This is a genomic window from Frankia sp. AgPm24 (genome assembly GCF_023243055.1).
Taxonomy (GTDB): Bacteria; Actinomycetota; Actinomycetes; order Frankiales; family Frankiaceae; genus Frankia; species Frankia umida.
This window is the reverse complement of sequence record NZ_JALKFW010000001.1, coordinates 14,267-32,147: the sequence shown is the minus strand read 5'-3', so window position 1 is coordinate 32,147 and position 17,881 is coordinate 14,267. Positions and strand designations below refer to the sequence as shown.

Annotated in this window: 18 protein-coding genes; 15 read left to right on the top strand and 3 right to left on the bottom strand. The window is 71.8% G+C overall.

Features of this window, described 5'->3' with window-relative positions; all coding sequences use genetic code 11:
* Positions 1 to 16: 16 nt before the first annotated feature.
* The 6 genes from MXD61_RS00145 (at position 17) to era (ending at position 5,517) form a co-directional block, all read left to right on the top strand.
* Positions 17 to 811, top strand: a complete 795-nt coding sequence (locus tag MXD61_RS00145; protein WP_374628222.1) for a 16S rRNA (uracil(1498)-N(3))-methyltransferase — start codon at positions 17 to 19, stop codon at positions 809 to 811.
* A 78-nt stretch (positions 812 to 889) separates the two neighbouring features.
* Positions 890 to 1,954: a PhoH family protein gene (locus tag MXD61_RS00140; protein WP_248810613.1), complete on the top strand. Its 1,065-nt coding sequence runs from the start codon at positions 890 to 892 to the stop codon at positions 1,952 to 1,954.
* Positions 1,955 to 1,982: 28 nt separating this feature from the next.
* Entirely contained in the window at positions 1,983 to 2,627 is a 645-nt protein-coding gene (gene ybeY / locus MXD61_RS00135; RefSeq protein ID WP_374628181.1) for an rRNA maturation RNase YbeY, read from the top strand.
* 16 nt (positions 2,628 to 2,643) lie between these two features.
* Entirely contained in the window at positions 2,644 to 4,041 is a 1,398-nt protein-coding gene (locus MXD61_RS00130; protein ID WP_248810612.1) for a hemolysin family protein, read from the top strand.
* Complete coding sequence (locus MXD61_RS00125) at positions 4,038 to 4,466, top strand: cytidine deaminase (RefSeq protein ID WP_248810610.1); 429 nt, start codon at positions 4,038 to 4,040, stop codon at positions 4,464 to 4,466. Before MXD61_RS00130 ends, MXD61_RS00125 begins: the two co-directional genes overlap by 4 nt.
* A gap of 1 nt (position 4,467) precedes the next feature.
* Positions 4,468 to 5,517, top strand: coding sequence for a GTPase Era (gene era, locus MXD61_RS00120; RefSeq protein ID WP_248810609.1), 1,050 nt, complete (start codon positions 4,468 to 4,470; stop codon positions 5,515 to 5,517).
* A gap of 11 nt (positions 5,518 to 5,528) precedes the next feature.
* Here the strand turns inward: era and MXD61_RS00115 are convergent, their stop codons facing one another.
* On the bottom strand, positions 5,529 to 6,221 hold the full coding sequence (locus MXD61_RS00115) for an NUDIX domain-containing protein (RefSeq protein ID WP_248810607.1): 693 nt from the start codon (positions 6,219 to 6,221) through the stop codon (positions 5,529 to 5,531).
* A gap of 247 nt (positions 6,222 to 6,468) precedes the next feature.
* On the opposite strand from MXD61_RS00115, the gene recO reads away from it, so the two are divergent.
* The 7 genes from recO (at position 6,469) to MXD61_RS00080 (ending at position 14,864) form a co-directional block, all read left to right on the top strand.
* Complete coding sequence (gene recO / locus MXD61_RS00110; RefSeq protein ID WP_248810606.1) at positions 6,469 to 7,200, top strand: DNA repair protein RecO; 732 nt, start codon at positions 6,469 to 6,471, stop codon at positions 7,198 to 7,200.
* 121 nt (positions 7,201 to 7,321) lie between these two features.
* Entirely contained in the window at positions 7,322 to 7,489 is a 168-nt protein-coding gene (locus tag MXD61_RS00105; RefSeq protein ID WP_248810605.1) for a hypothetical protein, read from the top strand.
* A 3-nt stretch (positions 7,490 to 7,492) separates the two neighbouring features.
* Positions 7,493 to 8,290, top strand: a complete 798-nt coding sequence (locus MXD61_RS00100) for an isoprenyl transferase (RefSeq protein ID WP_163547852.1) — start codon at positions 7,493 to 7,495, stop codon at positions 8,288 to 8,290.
* Positions 8,283 to 8,843, top strand: coding sequence for a peptidoglycan-binding protein (locus tag MXD61_RS00095; RefSeq protein WP_308222646.1), 561 nt, complete (start codon positions 8,283 to 8,285; stop codon positions 8,841 to 8,843). Before MXD61_RS00100 ends, MXD61_RS00095 begins: the two co-directional genes overlap by 8 nt.
* A 43-nt stretch (positions 8,844 to 8,886) precedes the next feature.
* Positions 8,887 to 11,898, top strand: coding sequence for a glycine--tRNA ligase (locus tag MXD61_RS00090; protein WP_248810604.1), 3,012 nt, complete (start codon positions 8,887 to 8,889; stop codon positions 11,896 to 11,898).
* A 245-nt stretch (positions 11,899 to 12,143) separates the two neighbouring features.
* The gene (locus MXD61_RS00085) at positions 12,144 to 12,740 is read left to right on the top strand and encodes a YdcF family protein (protein ID WP_374628177.1); all 597 of its coding nucleotides are present in this window, start codon (positions 12,144 to 12,146) and stop codon (positions 12,738 to 12,740) included.
* 249 nt (positions 12,741 to 12,989) lie between these two features.
* On the top strand, positions 12,990 to 14,864 hold the full coding sequence (locus MXD61_RS00080) for a transketolase (RefSeq protein ID WP_248810602.1): 1,875 nt from the start codon (positions 12,990 to 12,992) through the stop codon (positions 14,862 to 14,864).
* Between the two features lie 320 nt (positions 14,865 to 15,184).
* Here the strand turns inward: MXD61_RS00080 and MXD61_RS00075 are convergent, their stop codons facing one another.
* Positions 15,185 to 15,724, bottom strand: coding sequence for a PH domain-containing protein (locus MXD61_RS00075; protein ID WP_248810601.1), 540 nt, complete (start codon positions 15,722 to 15,724; stop codon positions 15,185 to 15,187).
* 124 nt (positions 15,725 to 15,848) lie between these two features.
* The gene (locus tag MXD61_RS00070; RefSeq protein ID WP_175084481.1) at positions 15,849 to 16,004 is read right to left on the bottom strand and encodes a hypothetical protein; all 156 of its coding nucleotides are present in this window, start codon (positions 16,002 to 16,004) and stop codon (positions 15,849 to 15,851) included.
* Positions 16,005 to 16,099: 95 nt separating this feature from the next.
* On the opposite strand from MXD61_RS00070, the gene MXD61_RS00065 reads away from it, so the two are divergent.
* Both MXD61_RS00065 and MXD61_RS00060 read left to right on the top strand, forming a co-directional pair.
* Positions 16,100 to 17,362, top strand: a complete 1,263-nt coding sequence (locus MXD61_RS00065; protein ID WP_248810600.1) for a deoxyguanosinetriphosphate triphosphohydrolase — start codon at positions 16,100 to 16,102, stop codon at positions 17,360 to 17,362.
* Between the two features lie 151 nt (positions 17,363 to 17,513).
* Complete coding sequence (locus tag MXD61_RS00060; protein ID WP_248810598.1) at positions 17,514 to 17,690, top strand: hypothetical protein; 177 nt, start codon at positions 17,514 to 17,516, stop codon at positions 17,688 to 17,690.
* Positions 17,691 to 17,881 lie beyond the last annotated feature (191 nt).

The window sequence follows — 17,881 nt, the reverse complement described above, 5'->3', positions numbered from 1 at the left end:
GGACCGAGGACCCCCGCTGACCAACGCCCTGTTCCACCTGCGCCCGCTGCCCACGGGCGAGGTCGTCACCCTGGCCGGTCCCGAGGGCCGGCACGCGGCCACGGTGCGCCGGTTGCGCCCCGGTGAGCCGGTTGATCTCACCGACGGCGCCGGCCGGGCGCTGGAATGCGAGGTCGTCGCCGTCCGCCGGGACGAGATCGACTGCGCCGTGCGACGGCGGGTCGAGGCGGCGGCGCCCCGTGTGCGCCTGGTCGTCGCCCAGGCACTGGCCAAGGGGGATCGCGGCGAACGCGCCGTGGAGATGCTCACCGAGGTCGGCGTCGACGAGATCGTGCCGTTCGCGGCGGCCCGCTCGGTGGTCCGCTGGGAGGGTGAACGCGGTGCCCGGGCGCGGGAACGCTGGGTCCGCACCGCGCAGGAGGCGGCCAAGCAGTCCCACCGCCTGCACTGGCCGACGGTCGCGCCGCTGGCGAGCCTCGCCGAACTCGCCCGCCGGGCCGCCATCGTGACCACCGTCGCCGTCACCCTGCACGAGCAGGCCACGCACGGGCTGGTCGGACTGCTGCGCGACCGACCGGGCAGCGACGAGCGGTCGGGCAGCGACGAGCGGTCGGGCGACGGTGGGATGGGGGAGATCCTGCTCGTCGTCGGGCCCGAGGGCGGCCTCACCGACGCCGAGGTGGACGACCTGCGCACGGCGGGTGCGGCGGTGGCCCGGCTCGGGCCGACCGTGCTGCGGACGTCGACCGCCGGAGTGGTCGCCGCGTCGATCGTGCTGGCCGAACTCGGTCGTTGGGACGGGTCGGGCTGAGGTTGGCTAGACTGGATATTCGACACTGCAGGTAACCCCACAGCCGAGAGGTGCCGCGGCCGTCACCGGCCGCTCTCTATGCCCGAATCCGCCACGCCTTCCGTCGCGTCGCCCGCCCCGGTCACGACGCGCATCGTCGTTCCCGGACCGCACAGCATGGTGAGCCTGCTCGGCCATCAGGACGAGCTGCTGCGCACCATCGAAGGGGCCGTCGCCGCCGATATCCACGTCCGCGGCAACGAGATCACCATCACCGGTGCGCCGGCCGACAACGAGCTCGCCAGGAAACTGTTCGTCGAGCTCATCGCACTGCTCGACGCCGGTACGGAACTCACCCCGCAGCACGTCGACCATTGTCTGGCGATGCTGCGCAGCGGAGCGCAGGAGCGCCCCGCCGAGGTCCTCACCCTCAACATCCTGTCGAACCGTGGTCGCACGATCCGGCCGAAGACGCTCAACCAGAAGCGTTACGTCGACGCGATCGACACCCACACCATCGTGTTCGGTATCGGTCCCGCCGGCACTGGCAAGACCTATCTGGCGATGGCGAAGGCCGTGCAGGCGCTGCAGGCGAAGAAGGTCAACCGGATCATCCTGACCCGTCCGGCGGTGGAGGCGGGGGAGCGGCTCGGCTTCCTGCCCGGCACCCTGTACGAGAAGATCGACCCGTATCTGCGGCCGCTGTACGACGCGCTGCACGACATGATCGATCCGGATTCGATTCCCCGGCTGATGCAGAGCGGCACGATCGAGGTCGCGCCACTGGCCTACATGCGTGGCCGGACCCTCAACGACGCGTTCATCATCCTGGACGAGGCGCAGAACACCTCGCCCGAGCAGATGAAGATGTTCCTGACCCGACTCGGCTTCGGTGCCAAGATCGTCGTCACGGGCGACATCACCCAGGTTGACCTGCCCAGCGGCACCCGCAGTGGCCTGCGGGTGGTCCGCGAGATCCTCGACGGGCTGGGCGACGTCCACTTCGCGTCGCTGACCAGCGCCGACGTGGTTCGTCACCGGCTGGTCGGCGAGATCGTCGACGCCTACGCCCGCTGGGACGCCGCCGAGGACGCGGGTGCGGCGGGTGCGGGTGCGGGTGCGTCGTCGGCTTCGGGCCGATCCGCCCGTCGGGACCGACGGTGACCGTTCCGGCGGTCGGAGAGGACCGCTGATGGCCGTGTTCGTCGCGAACGAGTCCGGCGCCACCGACGTCGACGAGGTGCTGCTGACGGCGCTCGCCCGGTTCGTCCTGGACGCGATGAAGGTCAGCCCGCTCGCGGAGCTGTCCGTCCTGCTCGTCGAGGAAAAGGCCATGACCGACCTGCACGTGCGGTACATGGGCGAGGAGGGTCCCACCGACGTCCTGTCGTTCGCGCAGGACGAGGCCTTCGACGCCTCCTGGTCGGAGTCCGGCGACGACGATCCGACGCTGCTGCTCGGCGATGTCGTGCTCTGCCCGTCGGTCGCGCATCGCCAGGCCGAGCAGGCCGGGCACGCGTTCGAACGTGAGCTGCACCTGCTGTGCACCCACGGCATCCTGCACCTGCTCGGGTTCGACCACGCCGAGCCGGACGAGGAACGCGAGATGTGGAAGATCCAGAATCGGCTGCTGTCCGCCTGGGACACCGCGGTGAAGGCCACCCCCACCCGGCCTGCCACCACGGCCGGCGAGGCCACCCGCGGGGGCACGTCCACGGTGGACGGGCCGGCGGACGCGGCGGGCGCGTCCGGTGCCGCGGGCGGAACATCCGACGCGGGTGAGGGCACGGGTGCGGCGGGCGGGACTGGCGAGACCGGTCCGGCCGACGAACGCTGACCGGAGATCGTCGACGATGAGCTCCGGCACGCTGGTACTGCTCTTCCTGACCGTGGTCGGTTCCCTGGCCGCCGCCGGCTTCGGCTGCGTGGACGCGGCCCTGACCCGGGTCTCGCGGGTCGCCGTCGACACGTTCGCCCGGGCGGGTCGGGCCGGCGCGGCGAGCCTGTCACTGATCGTCACCGACCCCGGCCGTTACCTGGCGCCGCTGCTGTTGCTGCGGATCGCCGCCGAGATGCTGGCGGCGGCCTGTCTGACCGTGTTGTTCGTCCATGCCTACGGCTCCGGCTTCGCCGCGGTCGGACTGGGCGCGCTGGTGGCGACACTGATCGCCTACATCCTCGTCGGCGTGATGTTTCGGACCGTCGGCCGCCAGCACGCACCCGGGGTGGCCCTGGCCACCGCCGGGATCACGGTGCGGCTGGCCCGTATCCTCGGCCCGCTGCCCCGGCTGCTCATCGCGTTCGGTAACGCGGTGACCCCCGGCCCCGGCTACCGCGACGGGCCGTTCGCCTCCGAGGCGGAACTGCGTGACCTGGTCGACCTCGCGCAGGAGAACGAGGTCATCGAACGCGAGGAACGCGACATGATCGCGTCCGTGTTCGAGCTCGGCGACACCGTGGTACGCGAGGTGATGGTGCCCCGTCCGGACATGGTGTTCATCGAGTCGACCAAGTCGGTGCGCCAGGCCCTCTCACTGGCGCTGCGCAGCGGGTTCTCCCGCGTCCCGGTCATCGGCGACAGCGTGGACGACGTGGTCGGGATCGCTTTCCTCAAGGACATGGTCCGCCACGAGCGCGCCGAGGACGCCCCGACGCACGACACCGCCGACGCGGGACGCGACACGGTCGTGTCGGAGCACGAGGTCGCCGTCGCGGAGATCATGCGGGCACCGGCCCTGGTGCCCGAGAGCAAGCCCGCCGACGACCTGCTGCGTGAGATGCAGGCCTCCCGCACCCACATGGCGATCGTCATCGACGAGTACGGTGGAACAGCCGGCCTGGTGACCATCGAGGACATCCTCGAGGAGATCGTCGGTGAGATCACCGACGAGTACGACAACGAGGTGGCCCCGGTGGAGTGGCTCGACGCCGACACCGCTCGGGTAACCGCCCGCCTCGACGTGGACGATCTCGGTGAGATGTTCGATCTGGACGTCGACGAGCTTCCCCGGGCGGATGACTCGGTCACCGTCGGCGGCCTGCTGGCGACCGCCCTTGGTCGGGTCCCGATCCCGGGTGCCAGCGCGACCGTCGCCGGCCTGCGGCTGACGGCCGAGCGGGCGGCGGGTCGCCGCAACCAGATCGGCACGATCGTCGTCGCCCGGCGACCCGCCCCGGCGCCCGGCGAAGCACCCGCCACCAACGGTTCGTCGAAGCAGAGCGCGGCAGAGCAGCGAAAGGTGATCTCGTGACGACCGATCCGTCCGTGTCCGGCCCGGTTGCGGCCGTCGGCGGGCCTGGCCCGGAGCTTGCCGCCGAGGACGCGAAACTGCTCGTGCTGGCTCGCTCCGCCCGCCTGCGCGCCTATGTCCCCACCGGAGCCGTCGCCCAGGGCGCGGCGTTGCGGGACACCGACGGCCGCACCTACAACGCCGCCACCCTCGGCCTCGCCCGCCCGGAGCTCGCCATCTCGGCGTTGCGTGCGGCGATCGCCGCGGCCGTGTCCAGCGGTGCCCGGCGTTTCGAGGCCGCCGCCGTCGTCACCGGCGAGTCCACCTCCGACCTGGCGGCCGGCCCGAGCGCCGACGACCTGGCCACCCTGGCCGAGTTCGGCACCGGCGTTCCCGTGTTCGTGGCCGGACCCGACGGCATTCTGCGCGCAAGGACCACCAGCTGACATGGCCGCTTCCCGCTCCACCCGCTCATCGGGCGGTTCCCGTGCCACCGGTGGTTCCCGTGCCAGTGGTGGTTCGGGTCCCGCCGGCGGTTCCCGGCCGCTGGCCGCCGCGTCGTCCAACCTGGTGCCGGTGGGCGAGAGCCCGCCCGGCTACCGGGCCGGGTTCGCCTGCTTCGTGGGCCGGCCCAACGCCGGCAAGTCCACGCTCACCAACGCCCTCGTCGGGTCCAAGGTGGCCATCACCAGCGGCCGGCCGCAGACCACCCGGCACGCCATCCGCGGCATCGTGCACCGCGACGACGCCCAGCTCATCCTCGTCGACACCCCCGGCCTGCACCGGCCGCGGACCCTGCTCGGTCAACGGCTCAACGACGTCGTGCGGGCCACGCTCTCCGAGGTGGATCTCGTCGGGTTCTGCATGCCCGCGGACGAGCCGCTGGGTCGCGGCGACCGGTTCATCGCCGAGGAACTGGCCCGGCTGCCCAAGCGCACCCCGATCATCGCGATCCTCACCAAGACCGACAAGGTCGCCGACCACGACCGGGTCGGCGCGCGTCTGCTGGAGGTCGCCAAACTCGGCGACTTCCATGACATCGTCCCCGTCAGCGCCGTGCGCTCCTTCCAGGTGGACGTGCTCGCAGACGTGCTCGTCTCGCACCTGCCCACCGGCCCCGCGCTCTACCCCGACGGTGAACTCACCGACGAGCCGGAGCAGGTCATGGTCGCCGAACTCGTCCGGGAAGCCGCGTTGGAGGGCGTTCGCGACGAGCTGCCGCACTCCCTGGCCGTCGTCGTCGAGGAGATGATTCCCCGCGAGGACCGCCCCGCCGATCGTCCGCTGCTGGACGTGCGGGTCCATGTCTTCGTGGAACGCCCCAGCCAGAAGGCGATCGTCATCGGCGCCGGCGGCTCCCGACTCAAGGACGTCGGTTCCCGGGCCCGCTCGCAGATCGAGGCGCTGCTCGGCACCCCCGTCTTCCTCGACCTGCACGTCAAGGTTGCCAAGGACTGGCAACGCGACCCCCGCCAGCTGCGTCGTCTGGGCTTCTGACCCGACCGCCGCTACGCGTCGCCTCGTCCCGTCCGGTGCCACCAGCCTCGTCGAGGCCGCTGTGGGCTCGTGCTGGTCGACGTGTCGGCGTCCTGCGGTGCCGCTGGTCCTGATCCGCCTCCTGACGGAGCAGGGGCCTCTGGTGGTGCGGCGGGCTCGTCCGATGGCGTGGTGGGTGCGGTCGGGGGAAGCGGTGCGGTCGGGGGAAGCGGTGCGGGTGGGGTGTGCAGGGCGGGGGCGGTGTCGTCGAGGGCGGCGAGGATGAGAGCCTGGCGGTTGGTGAGGATGAAGGTCTTGAGCTCGGGGGGTTGAAGGGCGTAGCGAGCCAGCTTCTTGCTGTACAGGTCGATGCGCTCGACGTCGTAACGGCCCTTGGCGGGGTTGGAGAACTCCTCCCCGGTGCGTAGCGAGAGGTCCATCGAGACCAGTCGGCAGACGAAGAAGTGGGACACGGCGAGACCACCGTTGCGGGGTGGGCTCATGAAGAACACCGGTTGGACGCGGTCGACGACCGCACCGAGCTCCTCGGCGAGCTCGCGGTGCAGAGCAGCCTCCACCGAGGCGTCCTCGGGGTCCACCCCGCCGCCCGGGGTTGACCAGTACGGCTTGCGCTTGGGCAGGGTCCGGCGGAACAGGATCAGCTGTCCGCTGTCGTCGATCAGGATCGCCCGCGCCGCCCGCCGCACCACCCGCACCACCCGCACCCAGCCATCATCCGCAATGACCGGGGTGCCGTGCGGGGATGTCCCGGCTCGCCGTAGGGGTGGACACGATGCGTGAGTCCGTCCATACCGGCAGTTCTCGGATGCGGGAGGGTCGGATGCGGGCGGTCGCATGGTGGGCCGGGCACCGGGCAACGGGGAGCCACCGGACGTCCTGTCGACGCGGGCGCGGAGACGTCGGGCTACCTCGCTTTACCCTGTCGCAGGGGGCTCGTGCAACCATGGGCGGGTGCCGGTGTATCGCGATGAAGGGGTGGTGCTGCGTACGACCCCGCTCGCCGAGGCCGATCGCATCATCACAGTGCTGACCCGGCGCACCGGGCGGGTGCGGGCCGTGGCCAAGGGAGTGCGCAGGACATCCTCCCGCTTCGGCTCCCGCCTGGAGCCGGGGACGTATGTCGACCTGCTGCTACACGAGGGGCGGGCGCTGGACACGGTCACCCAGGCCGACATCATCGCGCCCTACGGCACGACGATCGCCACCGACTACGCCCGGCACACAGCGGCCGCGGTGATGCTGGAGACCGCCGAACGGCTCACCAGCGAGGAGCGTCAGCCGGCGCTGCGACTGTTCCTGCTGCTCGTCGGCGGCCTGCGCACGCTCGCGGCCGGGGAGCGCCCCCCGCCGCTGGTGCTGGACGCCTTCGTGCTGCGTGCGCTGGCGGTGTCCGGGTACGGGATGGCGCTCGACGACTGCGCCCGGTGCGGGGAGCCGGGTGAGCATCTGTCGCTGTCCGTCGCGGGTGGCGGGATGGTGTGTGCCCGGTGTCGTCCGCACGGCGCGGCGTCGGTGTCGGCCGGGGCGGTGGCGTTGCTGACCGATCTGCTGCGCGGCGAGTGGGACGGCGCGCTGCGCAGCGACCTGCGGGCCCGGCGGGAGGCCGGCGGCATCGTCGCGGCCTACCTCCAGTGGCACCTCGAGCGAGGGCTGCGCGCGCTGCCGCATCTGGAACGGGCGTGAGGATATGGCCGGGGTGGGGGGACGCGCTGCAGGGGAGCGAAGGCGGACATGGTGAGGTGTACGGCGACAACGGCGGCGACGGCGGTCAGCCGGAGGGTGCCGGCAGGGGGACGGTGTGGCGATGGCAGGTGACGGCGTGGCGGACAAGGGCGTGGCGGACAGTGGCGTGGCGGACAGTGGCGTGACGGGCGACGGTGTGCGGGCCGGCGGTGCGGCGGCCGGCGGTGTGACGGCCGGCGGTGTGACGGATGACGGCTCGGCGCTGCCCCGGCCGGATCTCGGGAGGTAGGCAGTGACTGTTCGAAATGACCTGGCGACTCGCTTTCGGGAGCCGCACCCGCACCCGTCCGGAGCCCGGCCCCCGGCGCTGCCGGCGAATCTGATCCCCAAGCACGTGGGCATCGTGATGGACGGCAACGGCCGATGGGCGAAGGTGCGCGGGCTCGCCCGGACCAAGGGCCACGAGGCCGGCGAGGACGCGCTGTTCGACTGCGTCGAGGGCGCGATCGAACTCGGTGTCCGCTGGTTGTCGGTGTACGCGTTCTCGACGGAGAACTGGAAGCGCTCCCCGGAGGAGGTCGCCTTCCTGATGCGTTTCACCGACCGCGTGTTCGGCCGCCGCATCGACGACATGGATGCCCTCGGCGTTCGGGTCCGCTGGGCGGGACGGCGACCGCGGCTGTGGGGCAACGTGATTCGCCGTCTGGAGGCGTCCGAGGAGCTCACCCGGGACAACGACCGGCTCACCCTGGTGATGTGCGTCAACTACGGCGGTCGTGCGGAGATCGCCGACGCGGCCGCCGCGATCGCCCGGGACGTCCGGGAGGGCCGGCTGCGCCCGGACCGGATCGACGAGGCCACGGTTGGCCGCTACCTGGACGAGCCCGACATGCCCGATCTGGACCTGGTCATCCGCACCTCCGGGGAGAAGCGTCTGAGCAACTTCCTGCTCTGGCAGGCCGCCTACGCCGAGCTCTCCTTCGTCGACACCCTGTGGCCCGATTTCGACCGCCGCCACCTGTGGTCCGCCTGCGAGGAGTTCGCCCGCAGGGACCGTCGCTACGGCGGTACCGTCGCCCATCGTGCCTGACCCCGCGCCTCCGGTGCTCGCGCAGATCATCTTCCGGCTCCCCGCCACCCCCGACCCGACGGTGGACGGGCCCGCATTGGGGGGGCCCGGGTCGGAGGGGTCTGGGCTGGACGGGCCTGGGGTGGACGGGTCCGGGCTGGCTGAGTCGGTGTCGGATGTCGCGGGGGCTGGATTCGCCGTCTCGGCACGCGCGGCACTGGCGGCGCTGGCGCGGTGCGCCGGGTTTCGTAGCGGACGACTGGCCCGCGCCCTGGACGCGCCCGGGACCTGGCTGCTCACCACCGAATGGGACGGCCCCGGCGCCTGGCGGCGGGCGCTGTCCTCGTTCGACGTGCGGTGCACGCTGACGCCGCTGCTCGTCCATGCAGTGGACGCCCCGGGCTCCTTCGAGGTACTCGCCGAGGTCACGGCGCTCGCCGAGGTCACGGCGTCCGCCGAGGTTGCGGCGTCCGCGGCGGCCGGACTCGCGCCGGGAAGGTCGTCGCGGGTCTACCGCTCCGACCGGGCCGCCGATGCCGATGTCGCGGCGCCCGGGCTCGGCCTCGACCGGTAGCCTCAAGGCGACCGTGCAGAGCCGAGGAGCCGAGGCCAGACCGATGTTGACCATGCAGGACGCTTTGCTGGCGCTGACCCGCTACTGGACCGACCGGGGCTGCATGATCATGCAGCCGTTCAACACCGAGGTCGGCGCCGGTACGCTCAACCCGGCGACGGTGCTGCGGGTACTTGGTCCCGAGCCGTGGCGGGTGGCGTATGTGGAGCCCTCGGTGCGTCCGGATGACTCACGCTACGGGCAGAACCCCAACCGGTTGCAGACGCACACCCAGTTCCAGGTGATCCTCAAGCCCGACCCCGGCAACGCCCAGGAGCTCTACCTGGGTAGCCTCGCGGCGATCGGGGTGGATACCGCCGCCCACGACGTCCGGTTCGTGGAGGACAACTGGGCGTCCCCGGCGCTTGGCGCGTGGGGCCTGGGCTGGGAGGTCTGGCTCGACGGGTTGGAGATCACCCAGTTCACCTACTTCCAGCAGGCCGGTGGGCAGAGTCTGGACGCGATCAGCGTCGAGATCACCTACGGCATGGAGCGCATCCTCATGGCGCTGCAGGGGGTGCGTCACTTCAGTGAGCTCACGTATGCCCCGGGAGTGTCGTACGGGGAGGTGTTCGGCCAGTCGGAATACGAGATGTCGCGGTACTACCTCGACGACGCCGACATCGACACCGTCCGGCGGATGTACGCGGACTACGCCGGCGAGGCCCGCCGGCTGATCGACGCACGGCTTCCCGTGCCGGCGCACTCGTATGTCCTGAAGTGCTCGCACGCGTTCAACATCCTCGACTCCCGGGGGGCGGTGTCCACGACCGAGCGGGCGACCTCGTTCGCGCAGATGCGCGGGCTGTCCCGTGAGGTCGCGGCGCTGTGGCGGGAACGGCGCGAGGAACTCGGTCATCCGCTGGGCATCGCCGAGCCGCCGGCACCGGCCGTCGCGGCCACGGGGGGCGCGCCGGTGGTGGCACCCTCGACGCTGCTGTTCGAGATCGGCGCCGAGGAGCTGCCGGCCGTCGAGGTGACCCGGACGATCGCGGCCGTGCGCGCGGGGCTGGTCGAGCGGCTGGCCGCGACCCGCCTCACCCATGGCGAGGTGCGGGTGACGGGCACCCCGCGGCGCATCGTCGCCGTCGTCGACGAGGTCGCCCCGCGCGAGCCGGACGTCGAACGCGTGGTGCGCGGGCCGCGGGCGTCGGCCGCCTACGACGCGGCCGGTGCTCCCACGAAGGCCGCCCTCGGTTTCGCCCGCGGCCAGGGCGCTGACGCGGCGGACCTGCGGACCGTCGACCACCGCGGGGTCGAGCACGTCGCGCTGGTGCGGACCGACACCGGCCGCGACGCCCTTGAGGTGCTGGCCGGGCTGCTCGGTGACGTGGTGGCGGGGCTGCGCGGCGAGCGCAACATGCGGTGGAACGACCCGGCGCTGTCGTTCAGCCGGCCGGTGCGCTGGCTGGTCGCGCTGCTCGGCGAGACGGTGGTGCCGGTGGCGGTGGCCAGCCTCGCCGCCGGGCGGACCACCCGCGGCCACCGGCGAGCGGGCTCCCCGCTGATCGAGGTGAGCCAGGCCGCCGGGTATCCCGAGCTGCTCGCGGCGCACGGCATCCTGCTCGACCCGGCGGAGCGCCGCGAGGTGATCGTCGAGCGGGCCGCGAAGCTCACCGCCAACCAGGGCGGGCACATCGACCCGGTCGCCGACGCCGGCACACTCGCGGAGGTGACGAACCTGGTGGAGTATCCGCGGCCGCTGCTCGGCGCCTTCGAGGCCCGCTTCCTCGAGCTGCCCGCCGAGATCCTCACCACCGTCATGCGCAAGCACCAGCGTTACCTGCCGGTGCGGGACTCCTCCGGCCAGCTGCTGCCCGCGTTCGTCGCGGTACCCGACGGGCAGGTCGACGAGGCGCTGGTGCGCGCCGGCAACGAGGACGTGATCCGCGCACGGTTCGCCGACGCCGCGTTCTTCTACGACGCCGACGTCACGGTCGGGCTCGAGACGTTCCGGGCGAATCTGGCCCGACTCACCTTCGAGCAGCGCCTCGGTTCGGTCGCCGACCGGGCCGACCGGATCGGCGCGCTCGCCCGCGCACTCGCCGACGAGATCGGCCTCGTCGACGACGAGCGGGTCACCCTCGACCGGGCCGCGGCCCTGGCCAAGTTCGACCTGGCCACCCAGATGGTGATCGAGCTGTCCAGCCTGGCCGGCACGATGGCCCGCGAGTACGCCCGGCGCGCCGGGGAGACCGAGGCGGTCGCCCTCGCCCTGTTCGAGATGGAACTGCCCCGACGCGCCGGCGATGAGCTGCCCGCGTCGACGCCCGGCGCCCTGCTGGCCCTCGCCGACCGCCTTGACCTGCTCGTCGGCCTGTTCGCCCTGGACGCGGCCCCCACCGGAAGCTCCGATCCGTTCGGCCTGCGCCGCGCTGCCCTCGGCGCGGCGGCGATCCTCGCCGGCCAGCCGCGCCTGGCCGGCCTCTCGGTGGCCGACCTGCTCGCCCGCGCCGCCCAGCGCACCCCCGTGCCGGTCAGCGCCGAAGCACTCCAGGCCGCCGAGGTGTTCGTCCGCGGGCGGTACGCCCAGCAGCTGCTCGACAGCGGTGTCGACCACCGGCTGGTGACGGCCGTCGGGCCGCTCACCGGCACGCCCGTGCGGGCCGCCGACACCCTGGCGACCCTGCGCACCCTGCTCGAACAGCCCGGTTTCGCGGTCCTCACCGCCGCGCTGCAACGAGTCCGCCGGATCGTCCCCGCAGGCACCCCCGCCACGGTCGATGCCGCCCGGCTCACCGAACCCGCCGCCGCCCGCCTGCTGGGCGCGGTCACCGACCTGGCCGCCCGCCTCACCACCGGCACCGCGCCCACCGGCACCGCGCCCGGGGCTGTCCCGCTCGCCGAACTCGTGGCGGCGGCCACGGCGGTGGAACTGCCGGCGGCTGTCGACGGCTTCTTCGACGGGCTCATGGTGATGGATCCCGACCCGGCCGTGCGCGCGGCCCGGCTGGGGCTGCTCGCGCGCATCCGCGACCTCACCGCGGGCACCCTGGACTGGGAGGCACTCGGTTAGCCCAGCCCGAACGGACCGGTCCGTTGTGCCTGTCAACTGGCCCCTTCCGGCCAGTTGACGGCTTATGTGGCCGGTTTTGACGGGTTGCCGTGGGCGGGGCCGTCTGGGCGGGGACGGGAGGGGCTAACGTCCTGCGAGTGGGTCTGTCCGTTCCTGGCCGAGTCGTCCGACCATTTCGAGCTTTTCGTCCGTTCAGTGCGGACTGGTATCGCGTCCGCTGGTGGCGGTGGGCGATCCGGGTCGCGGTGACGCTGACCGTCGGGTCGGTCGTGCTGGCGGCGGTGACGGTCGTCCAGGTGTGGTGGGTCGGGCGAGAGGATCACCATCCCCGCTCGGACGCGCTGGTCGTGCTGGGGGCGTCCCAGTACGACGGACGTCCCTCCGCGGTGTTCGCCGCTCGCCTCGACCACGCCGCGGTGCTCTTTCGCGCCGGCGTCGCACCAGTGGTGATCACAATCGGTGGCAAGCAACCGGGCGACCGGTACACCGAGGCCGAGGCCGGCGCCGCGTATCTGCGTCGCCACGGAGTCCCGGCCGAAAAGGTGATCGTGATTCCCGAGGGATCGGACACACTCGGGTCACTGACGGCGGTCGCCGGCGTCATGAACGCCCGGCACCTGCGCTCCACGGTCATCGTCACCGATCCATGGCACAGCCTGCGTTCCCGCACGATGGCCCGCGATCTGGGCCTGGCCGCGCAGACCTCGCCGGTCACCAGCGGGCCGTCCGTTCATGGAATCGACACCAGGTTCCACTACATCGTGCGCGAGGGAATTGGTTACCGTTGGTACCAGCTGTTCCACCGCGCCTCGCCGCCGGAGGCCACGTCCAGCGCGGTGTGACCGGACATCCGGGGCAGCTCGCGGTTGCGGAGCCCTCCGAGGTGGGGCTGCGGTTGGCGCTGACCGTTCGTCGATGTGACCTACCAGCGGCTCGTGCGGCCCCCTTCGGTGGTCAGCCGCGCTGGTACGGTTCGGATCGCCGGGCGGAAGGGTAGTGCGACGAACAGTAGTGGCGCAAGGCAGTAATGCGGGCCACGCGGCGTGTGACACCTGACGATCACCGTAGAGGATCACAATAAGGAGACTGGTGTGGCAACTCCCGTAACCGAGGGCGCGGTCGGTACGGCCGATCTGAAGACGGTCCGGGAACTCGCACAGCAGCTGCGGGTCGACTCGGTGCGATCGAGCACCTCCGCCGGCTCCGGGCACCCCACCTCGTCGATGTCCGCGGCGGATGTGCTGGCCGTGCTGGTCGCCCGGCATCTGCGTTACGACTGGGACAACCCCGAGGATCCGGCCAACGACCACCTCATCTTCTCGAAGGGGCACGCGTCCCCGCTGCTCTACTCGGTCTACAAGGCCGTCGGCGTGGTCACCGACCATGAGCTGATGAACGGCTACCGCCGCTTCGGCGAGCGGTTGCAGGGCCACCCCACCCCGATCCTGCCCTGGGTCGACGTGGCCACGGGCTCGCTGGGCCAGGGCCTGCCCGACGCGGTCGGTGTCGCGATCGCCGGCAAGTACCTCGACAAGTCCCCCTACCGGGTCTGGGTGCTCTGTGGCGACAGCGAGATGGCCGAGGGGTCGATCTGGGAGGCGCTGGACAAGGCCGCCTACTACCAGCTGACGAACCTCGTCGCGATCGTGGACGTCAACCGGCTCGGCCAGCGCGGCCCGACCGAGATCGGCTGGGACCTCGACCGTTACGCCAAGCGGGTGGAGGCGTTCGGCGCCCGCGCCGTCGTCATCGACGGGCACGACATCGACGCGATCGACGCGGCCCTCGCCGACGCCGAGGACGCGAGCCGCCCGACGGTCATCCTCGCCCGCACCCGCAAGGGCGAGGGGTTCTCCGAGATCGCAGACAAGGAGAACTGGCACGGCAAGCCACTGCCAGCGGACATGGCGGCCCGCGCGATCGTCGAGCTCGGCGGAGAGCGTGACCTGCGGGTGCGCGGCCCGGTTCCGGGACCGGAGCTGCCCCGGCCGGTCCCCGTCCAGCGCCCCAGGATCACCCTGCCGACCTTCGAGCTCGGCACCAAGGTCGCCAGCCGCAAGGCCTACGGCCAGGCGCTGGCCGCCATCGGTGCGCGCACCGACGTGGTCGCACTGGACGCCGAGGTCAGCAACTCCACCCACGCCGAGGACTTCGGCAAGGTCCACCCCGAGCGTTTCTTCGAGATGTTCATCGCCGAGCAGCAGCTCGTGGCGACAGCGGTGGGCCTGTCGGTGCGCGGGTACGTGGCGTTCGCGTCCACGTTCGCGGCCTTCTTCTCCCGTGCCTACGACTTCATCCGGATGGCGGCGATCTCCCAGGTCGACATCCGACTGGCCGGTAGCCACGCGGGCGTCGAGATCGGCGCGGACGGTCCGTCCCAGATGGCGCTGGAGGACCTGGCGATGCTGCGGGCCGTGCACGGCTCGACGGTGCTCTACCCCAGCGACGCCACGTCCACGGCGAAGCTGGTCGAGGTGATGGCCGATCTGTCCGGCATCAGCTACCTGCGTACGACCCGTGGGGCCTACCCCGTGCTCTACGGCCCGGACGAGCCGTTCGCGCCAGGTGGCTCGAAGGTGCTGCGCCGTACGGATGCCGACACCGTCACACTCATCGGTGCCGGTGTGACCCTGCACGAATCGCTCGCGGCCGCCGACACACTGGCCGCCGAGGGTGTCAGCGCCCGGGTGATCGACCTCTACTCGGTCAAGCCGATCGATGCCGCCACGGTGCTCGAGGCGGCGCGGGCCACCGGTGGGCGCATCGTGATCACCGAGGACCACTACCCCGAGGGTGGTCTGGCGAGCGCGGTGCTCGCGGCGTTGGATGACAGCGGCCTCCCGCTGTCGGTGCGCCACCTCGCGGTGCGGTCGCTGCCCGGCTCGGGCACGCCTGTCGAACTGTTGGACGCCGCCGGCATCTCGGCGCCGCACATCGTCGACGCGGCGCGCGACCTGCTGCGCTGAGCCCGCGGGGCTGAGCGGCGGCCGCCGCCGAACGAGGTGGCGTCCGCCGAGCGGTGACGGAACCGGAACGAAAACGGGGCCGGGGGGGGGGGGGGCCCCCCGCCCCCCGGGGGGGGGGGGGGGGGGGGGGGCCCCCGCCGGGGGGGGCGCGGGGGGGCCGCCGCCGACCGCGGGGGCGTCCGCCGAGCGGGGACGGACCCGGAACTAAACCGGGGCCGGGGGGGATCGATCCCCCCGGCCCCGTTCGTTCTGCGGATGTGCTGCCACCGTCCGGCATGATCGCCGGCCCAGTCGCGGCCGCCGGCCCGCCTGCCGACGGTTCAGTCGTCGCCCGCGGGCGACGGCGCCCCACCGAAGGTCATGTCGACCAGGGTGAGGTAGAGCCGGTCCGGGCGTGGCAGGAACTTGATGTTCGACAGCGCCTGGTCCTGCCCGGCGGACTCGACCACGAACTCGCCGTAGCCGAGCAGCCGCCCCATGGGGTCGCGGTTGTAGGTCAGGTCCGTGATCTTGGAAAGTGGCATCGTCTGGACTTTGCGGAAGAAGATCCCGGACACCTTGAGCAGGCGCTTGTCCGTGATCATCAGGTGGTCGAACTGCCAGTCCGCGAGCTTCCAGAGCATGCGCAGGATCATGAAGAGCGCGAAGTACCACAGCAGGATGGTGATGAAGCCCGCGTCGACGTCCTGCGCGGCGAACAGGACGTTCGCCACCAGAGCGAGCAGCACCGACCCCGCCGTCTGCAGGAAGACGGGGAGCAGGATCGCCCAGTGCTGGCGGACCATCATGACCAGGCGCTCCTGTGAGGCCAGGTACTTCGTGTCGCGCTGAGCCGGATCTGGCAGTTGGAGTCTCACCACGATCTCAGTCTTCCAGAGATCGTGGCTTGCTGGGCACCGATCCCACACCGAGACGTCGCGGCAGGCGTCAACTGCCTCGCGGTCCGGTCGGGGACCCCCGGTACGGCCGGGGGAGCCGCCGGGGTCACAGCGCGGTGTCGCTCACGAACTCGGAGACCCCGTTGGCCCATGACTGCAGCCATCCGAACACGCGGTCGATGATACTTGCGGCACTGTTCGGTGCAGTCACCACGAAGAAGATGAGGAATGCGATCGCGGCGTACTTGACGAGTTTGTCCACGGCGGGCCTCCGGGCCGATTTGGTGAGGGGTGCGCACAAAGTATCGTCGCAGCGATCCGTCGGAGTCCGCCGATCGGCCCGATACCCTCAGGATCGTGGTCGCAGAGTGGTATGGCTGGTTGGATACAGTCCGTCGGGTCGCGGAGCGCCCGAAGGCTACACCGCAGCCGCGTAGTCCCTTCGCCCGGGATCGTGCCCGGGTGCTCCATTCGAGCGCATTGCGCCGTCTGGCAGGGAAAACGCAGGTCGTGGGGCCGCTCGACGACGACTTCCCGCGGACCAGGCTGACCCACTCGCTGGAGACAGCCCAGGTCGGTCGCGAGCTCGCCGAGCAGCTCGGCGCGGACCCCGATCTCGTCGACACCGCCTGCCTGGCGCATGACCTGGGCCATCCCCCATTCGGGCATAATGGCGAGCTGGCGCTGGACATCGCGGCCGCGTCGTGTGGTGGCTTCGAGGGCAACGCCCAGAGCCTGCGCGAGCTGACGAGACTGGAAACCAAGATCGTCGACGAGGGCGGCCGCAGCGCCGGTCTCAACCTCACCCGGGCGAGCCTGGACGCGGCGACGAAGTACCCGTGGGCACGCGGCGCGGGGCCGGATCCGCGGACGCCGAAGTACGGTGCCTACTCCGACGACCTGGCCGTCCTGGACTGGCTTCGCGAGGGTGCGCCACCGGTCCGGCGCTGTGTCGAAGCACAGATCATGAACTGGGCCGACGATGTCGCCTACTCGGTGCACGACCTCGAGGACGGCGTCGTCGCCGGTCACATCGAGCTGGCCGCCCTGGATGATCCCGGCCATCGCGGGGAACTCGCCGCCGCGACCGCACAGCGTTTCCCGGAGGCCTCGGCGGCGGCCGTCGCGGTGGCCCTGGACACCCTGCGGGCGCAGCCGTGGTGGCCGCGCTCGGAGATCACCTCGACCCGCGGTCAGGCGGCGCTGCGGGCGATGACGAGCGAGCTCATCGGCCGGTTCTCCGGCGCGGCCGTGCGTGCGACCCGGGCGCGCCAGCCCGAGGGGCCCCTGACGCGGCACCGGGCGGATCTGGTCGTGGACGAGGCGACGATCGCCGAGTGCGCCGCACTCAAGGGTGTCACCGCCTGGTACGTGATGGAGCGGCCCGGGGCGCGGGCCCGCCAGGCACGTCAGCGTGAACTGGTCGGCGAACTCGTCGACCTGCTGCACGCGGGCGCGCCCCGCACGCTTGACCCGGCGCTGCGGCCGGCCTTCGAGGACGCGGCGGACGACGCCGCCCGCCTGCGCGTGATCATCGACCAGGTGGCGCGGCTGACCGACGCGAGCGCGGTGCGGCGCCACGCGGCGCTGTGTGGTCGACCCGAACGCCGCGTCCTGTGAAGGCGGATCGGCCGGAGCGCGGAGTCCCCGTGATGCCGGGCGCGCTGTTCGCGCAACGCTTAGTAGGCGTCACGCGTCCTGTCAAGCATGGGTTGTGAGCCGCGTCCAGCTGGCGGCGGGTGGCCGGCGATGACCGCTTCGCGGTGGTTGGATGAACGTTGTGCCCGACATGGCGAACAGGTGGGATCGGCGGGCCGTGGCCGCCGTACCCCGGGTGGGGGAGGCGCGCGCCCTCCCCGCACGGCGATCACCCGATCCGGTCACGCAGGCCGCCCGGTTGACTGCGGTGCTGGTCGGGGACGTCATCCACAACATTCCCGTGGCATGATCGGTACTGTCGCGCCTACGACACGTACCATCGCACCGGTAGGACCGATGTGTGGGGCGGCGCGCGATCGGTCGCCGGCCCCCGCCAGGGGCTCGCGATCCGTGTTCGGAAGATCGGTTCACTGGGTACAACCGGGCACAGGTCTGGTGGGTGGTCTGCCCCGGGCGGGGTTCCCCGCCCGGCAGGGACGA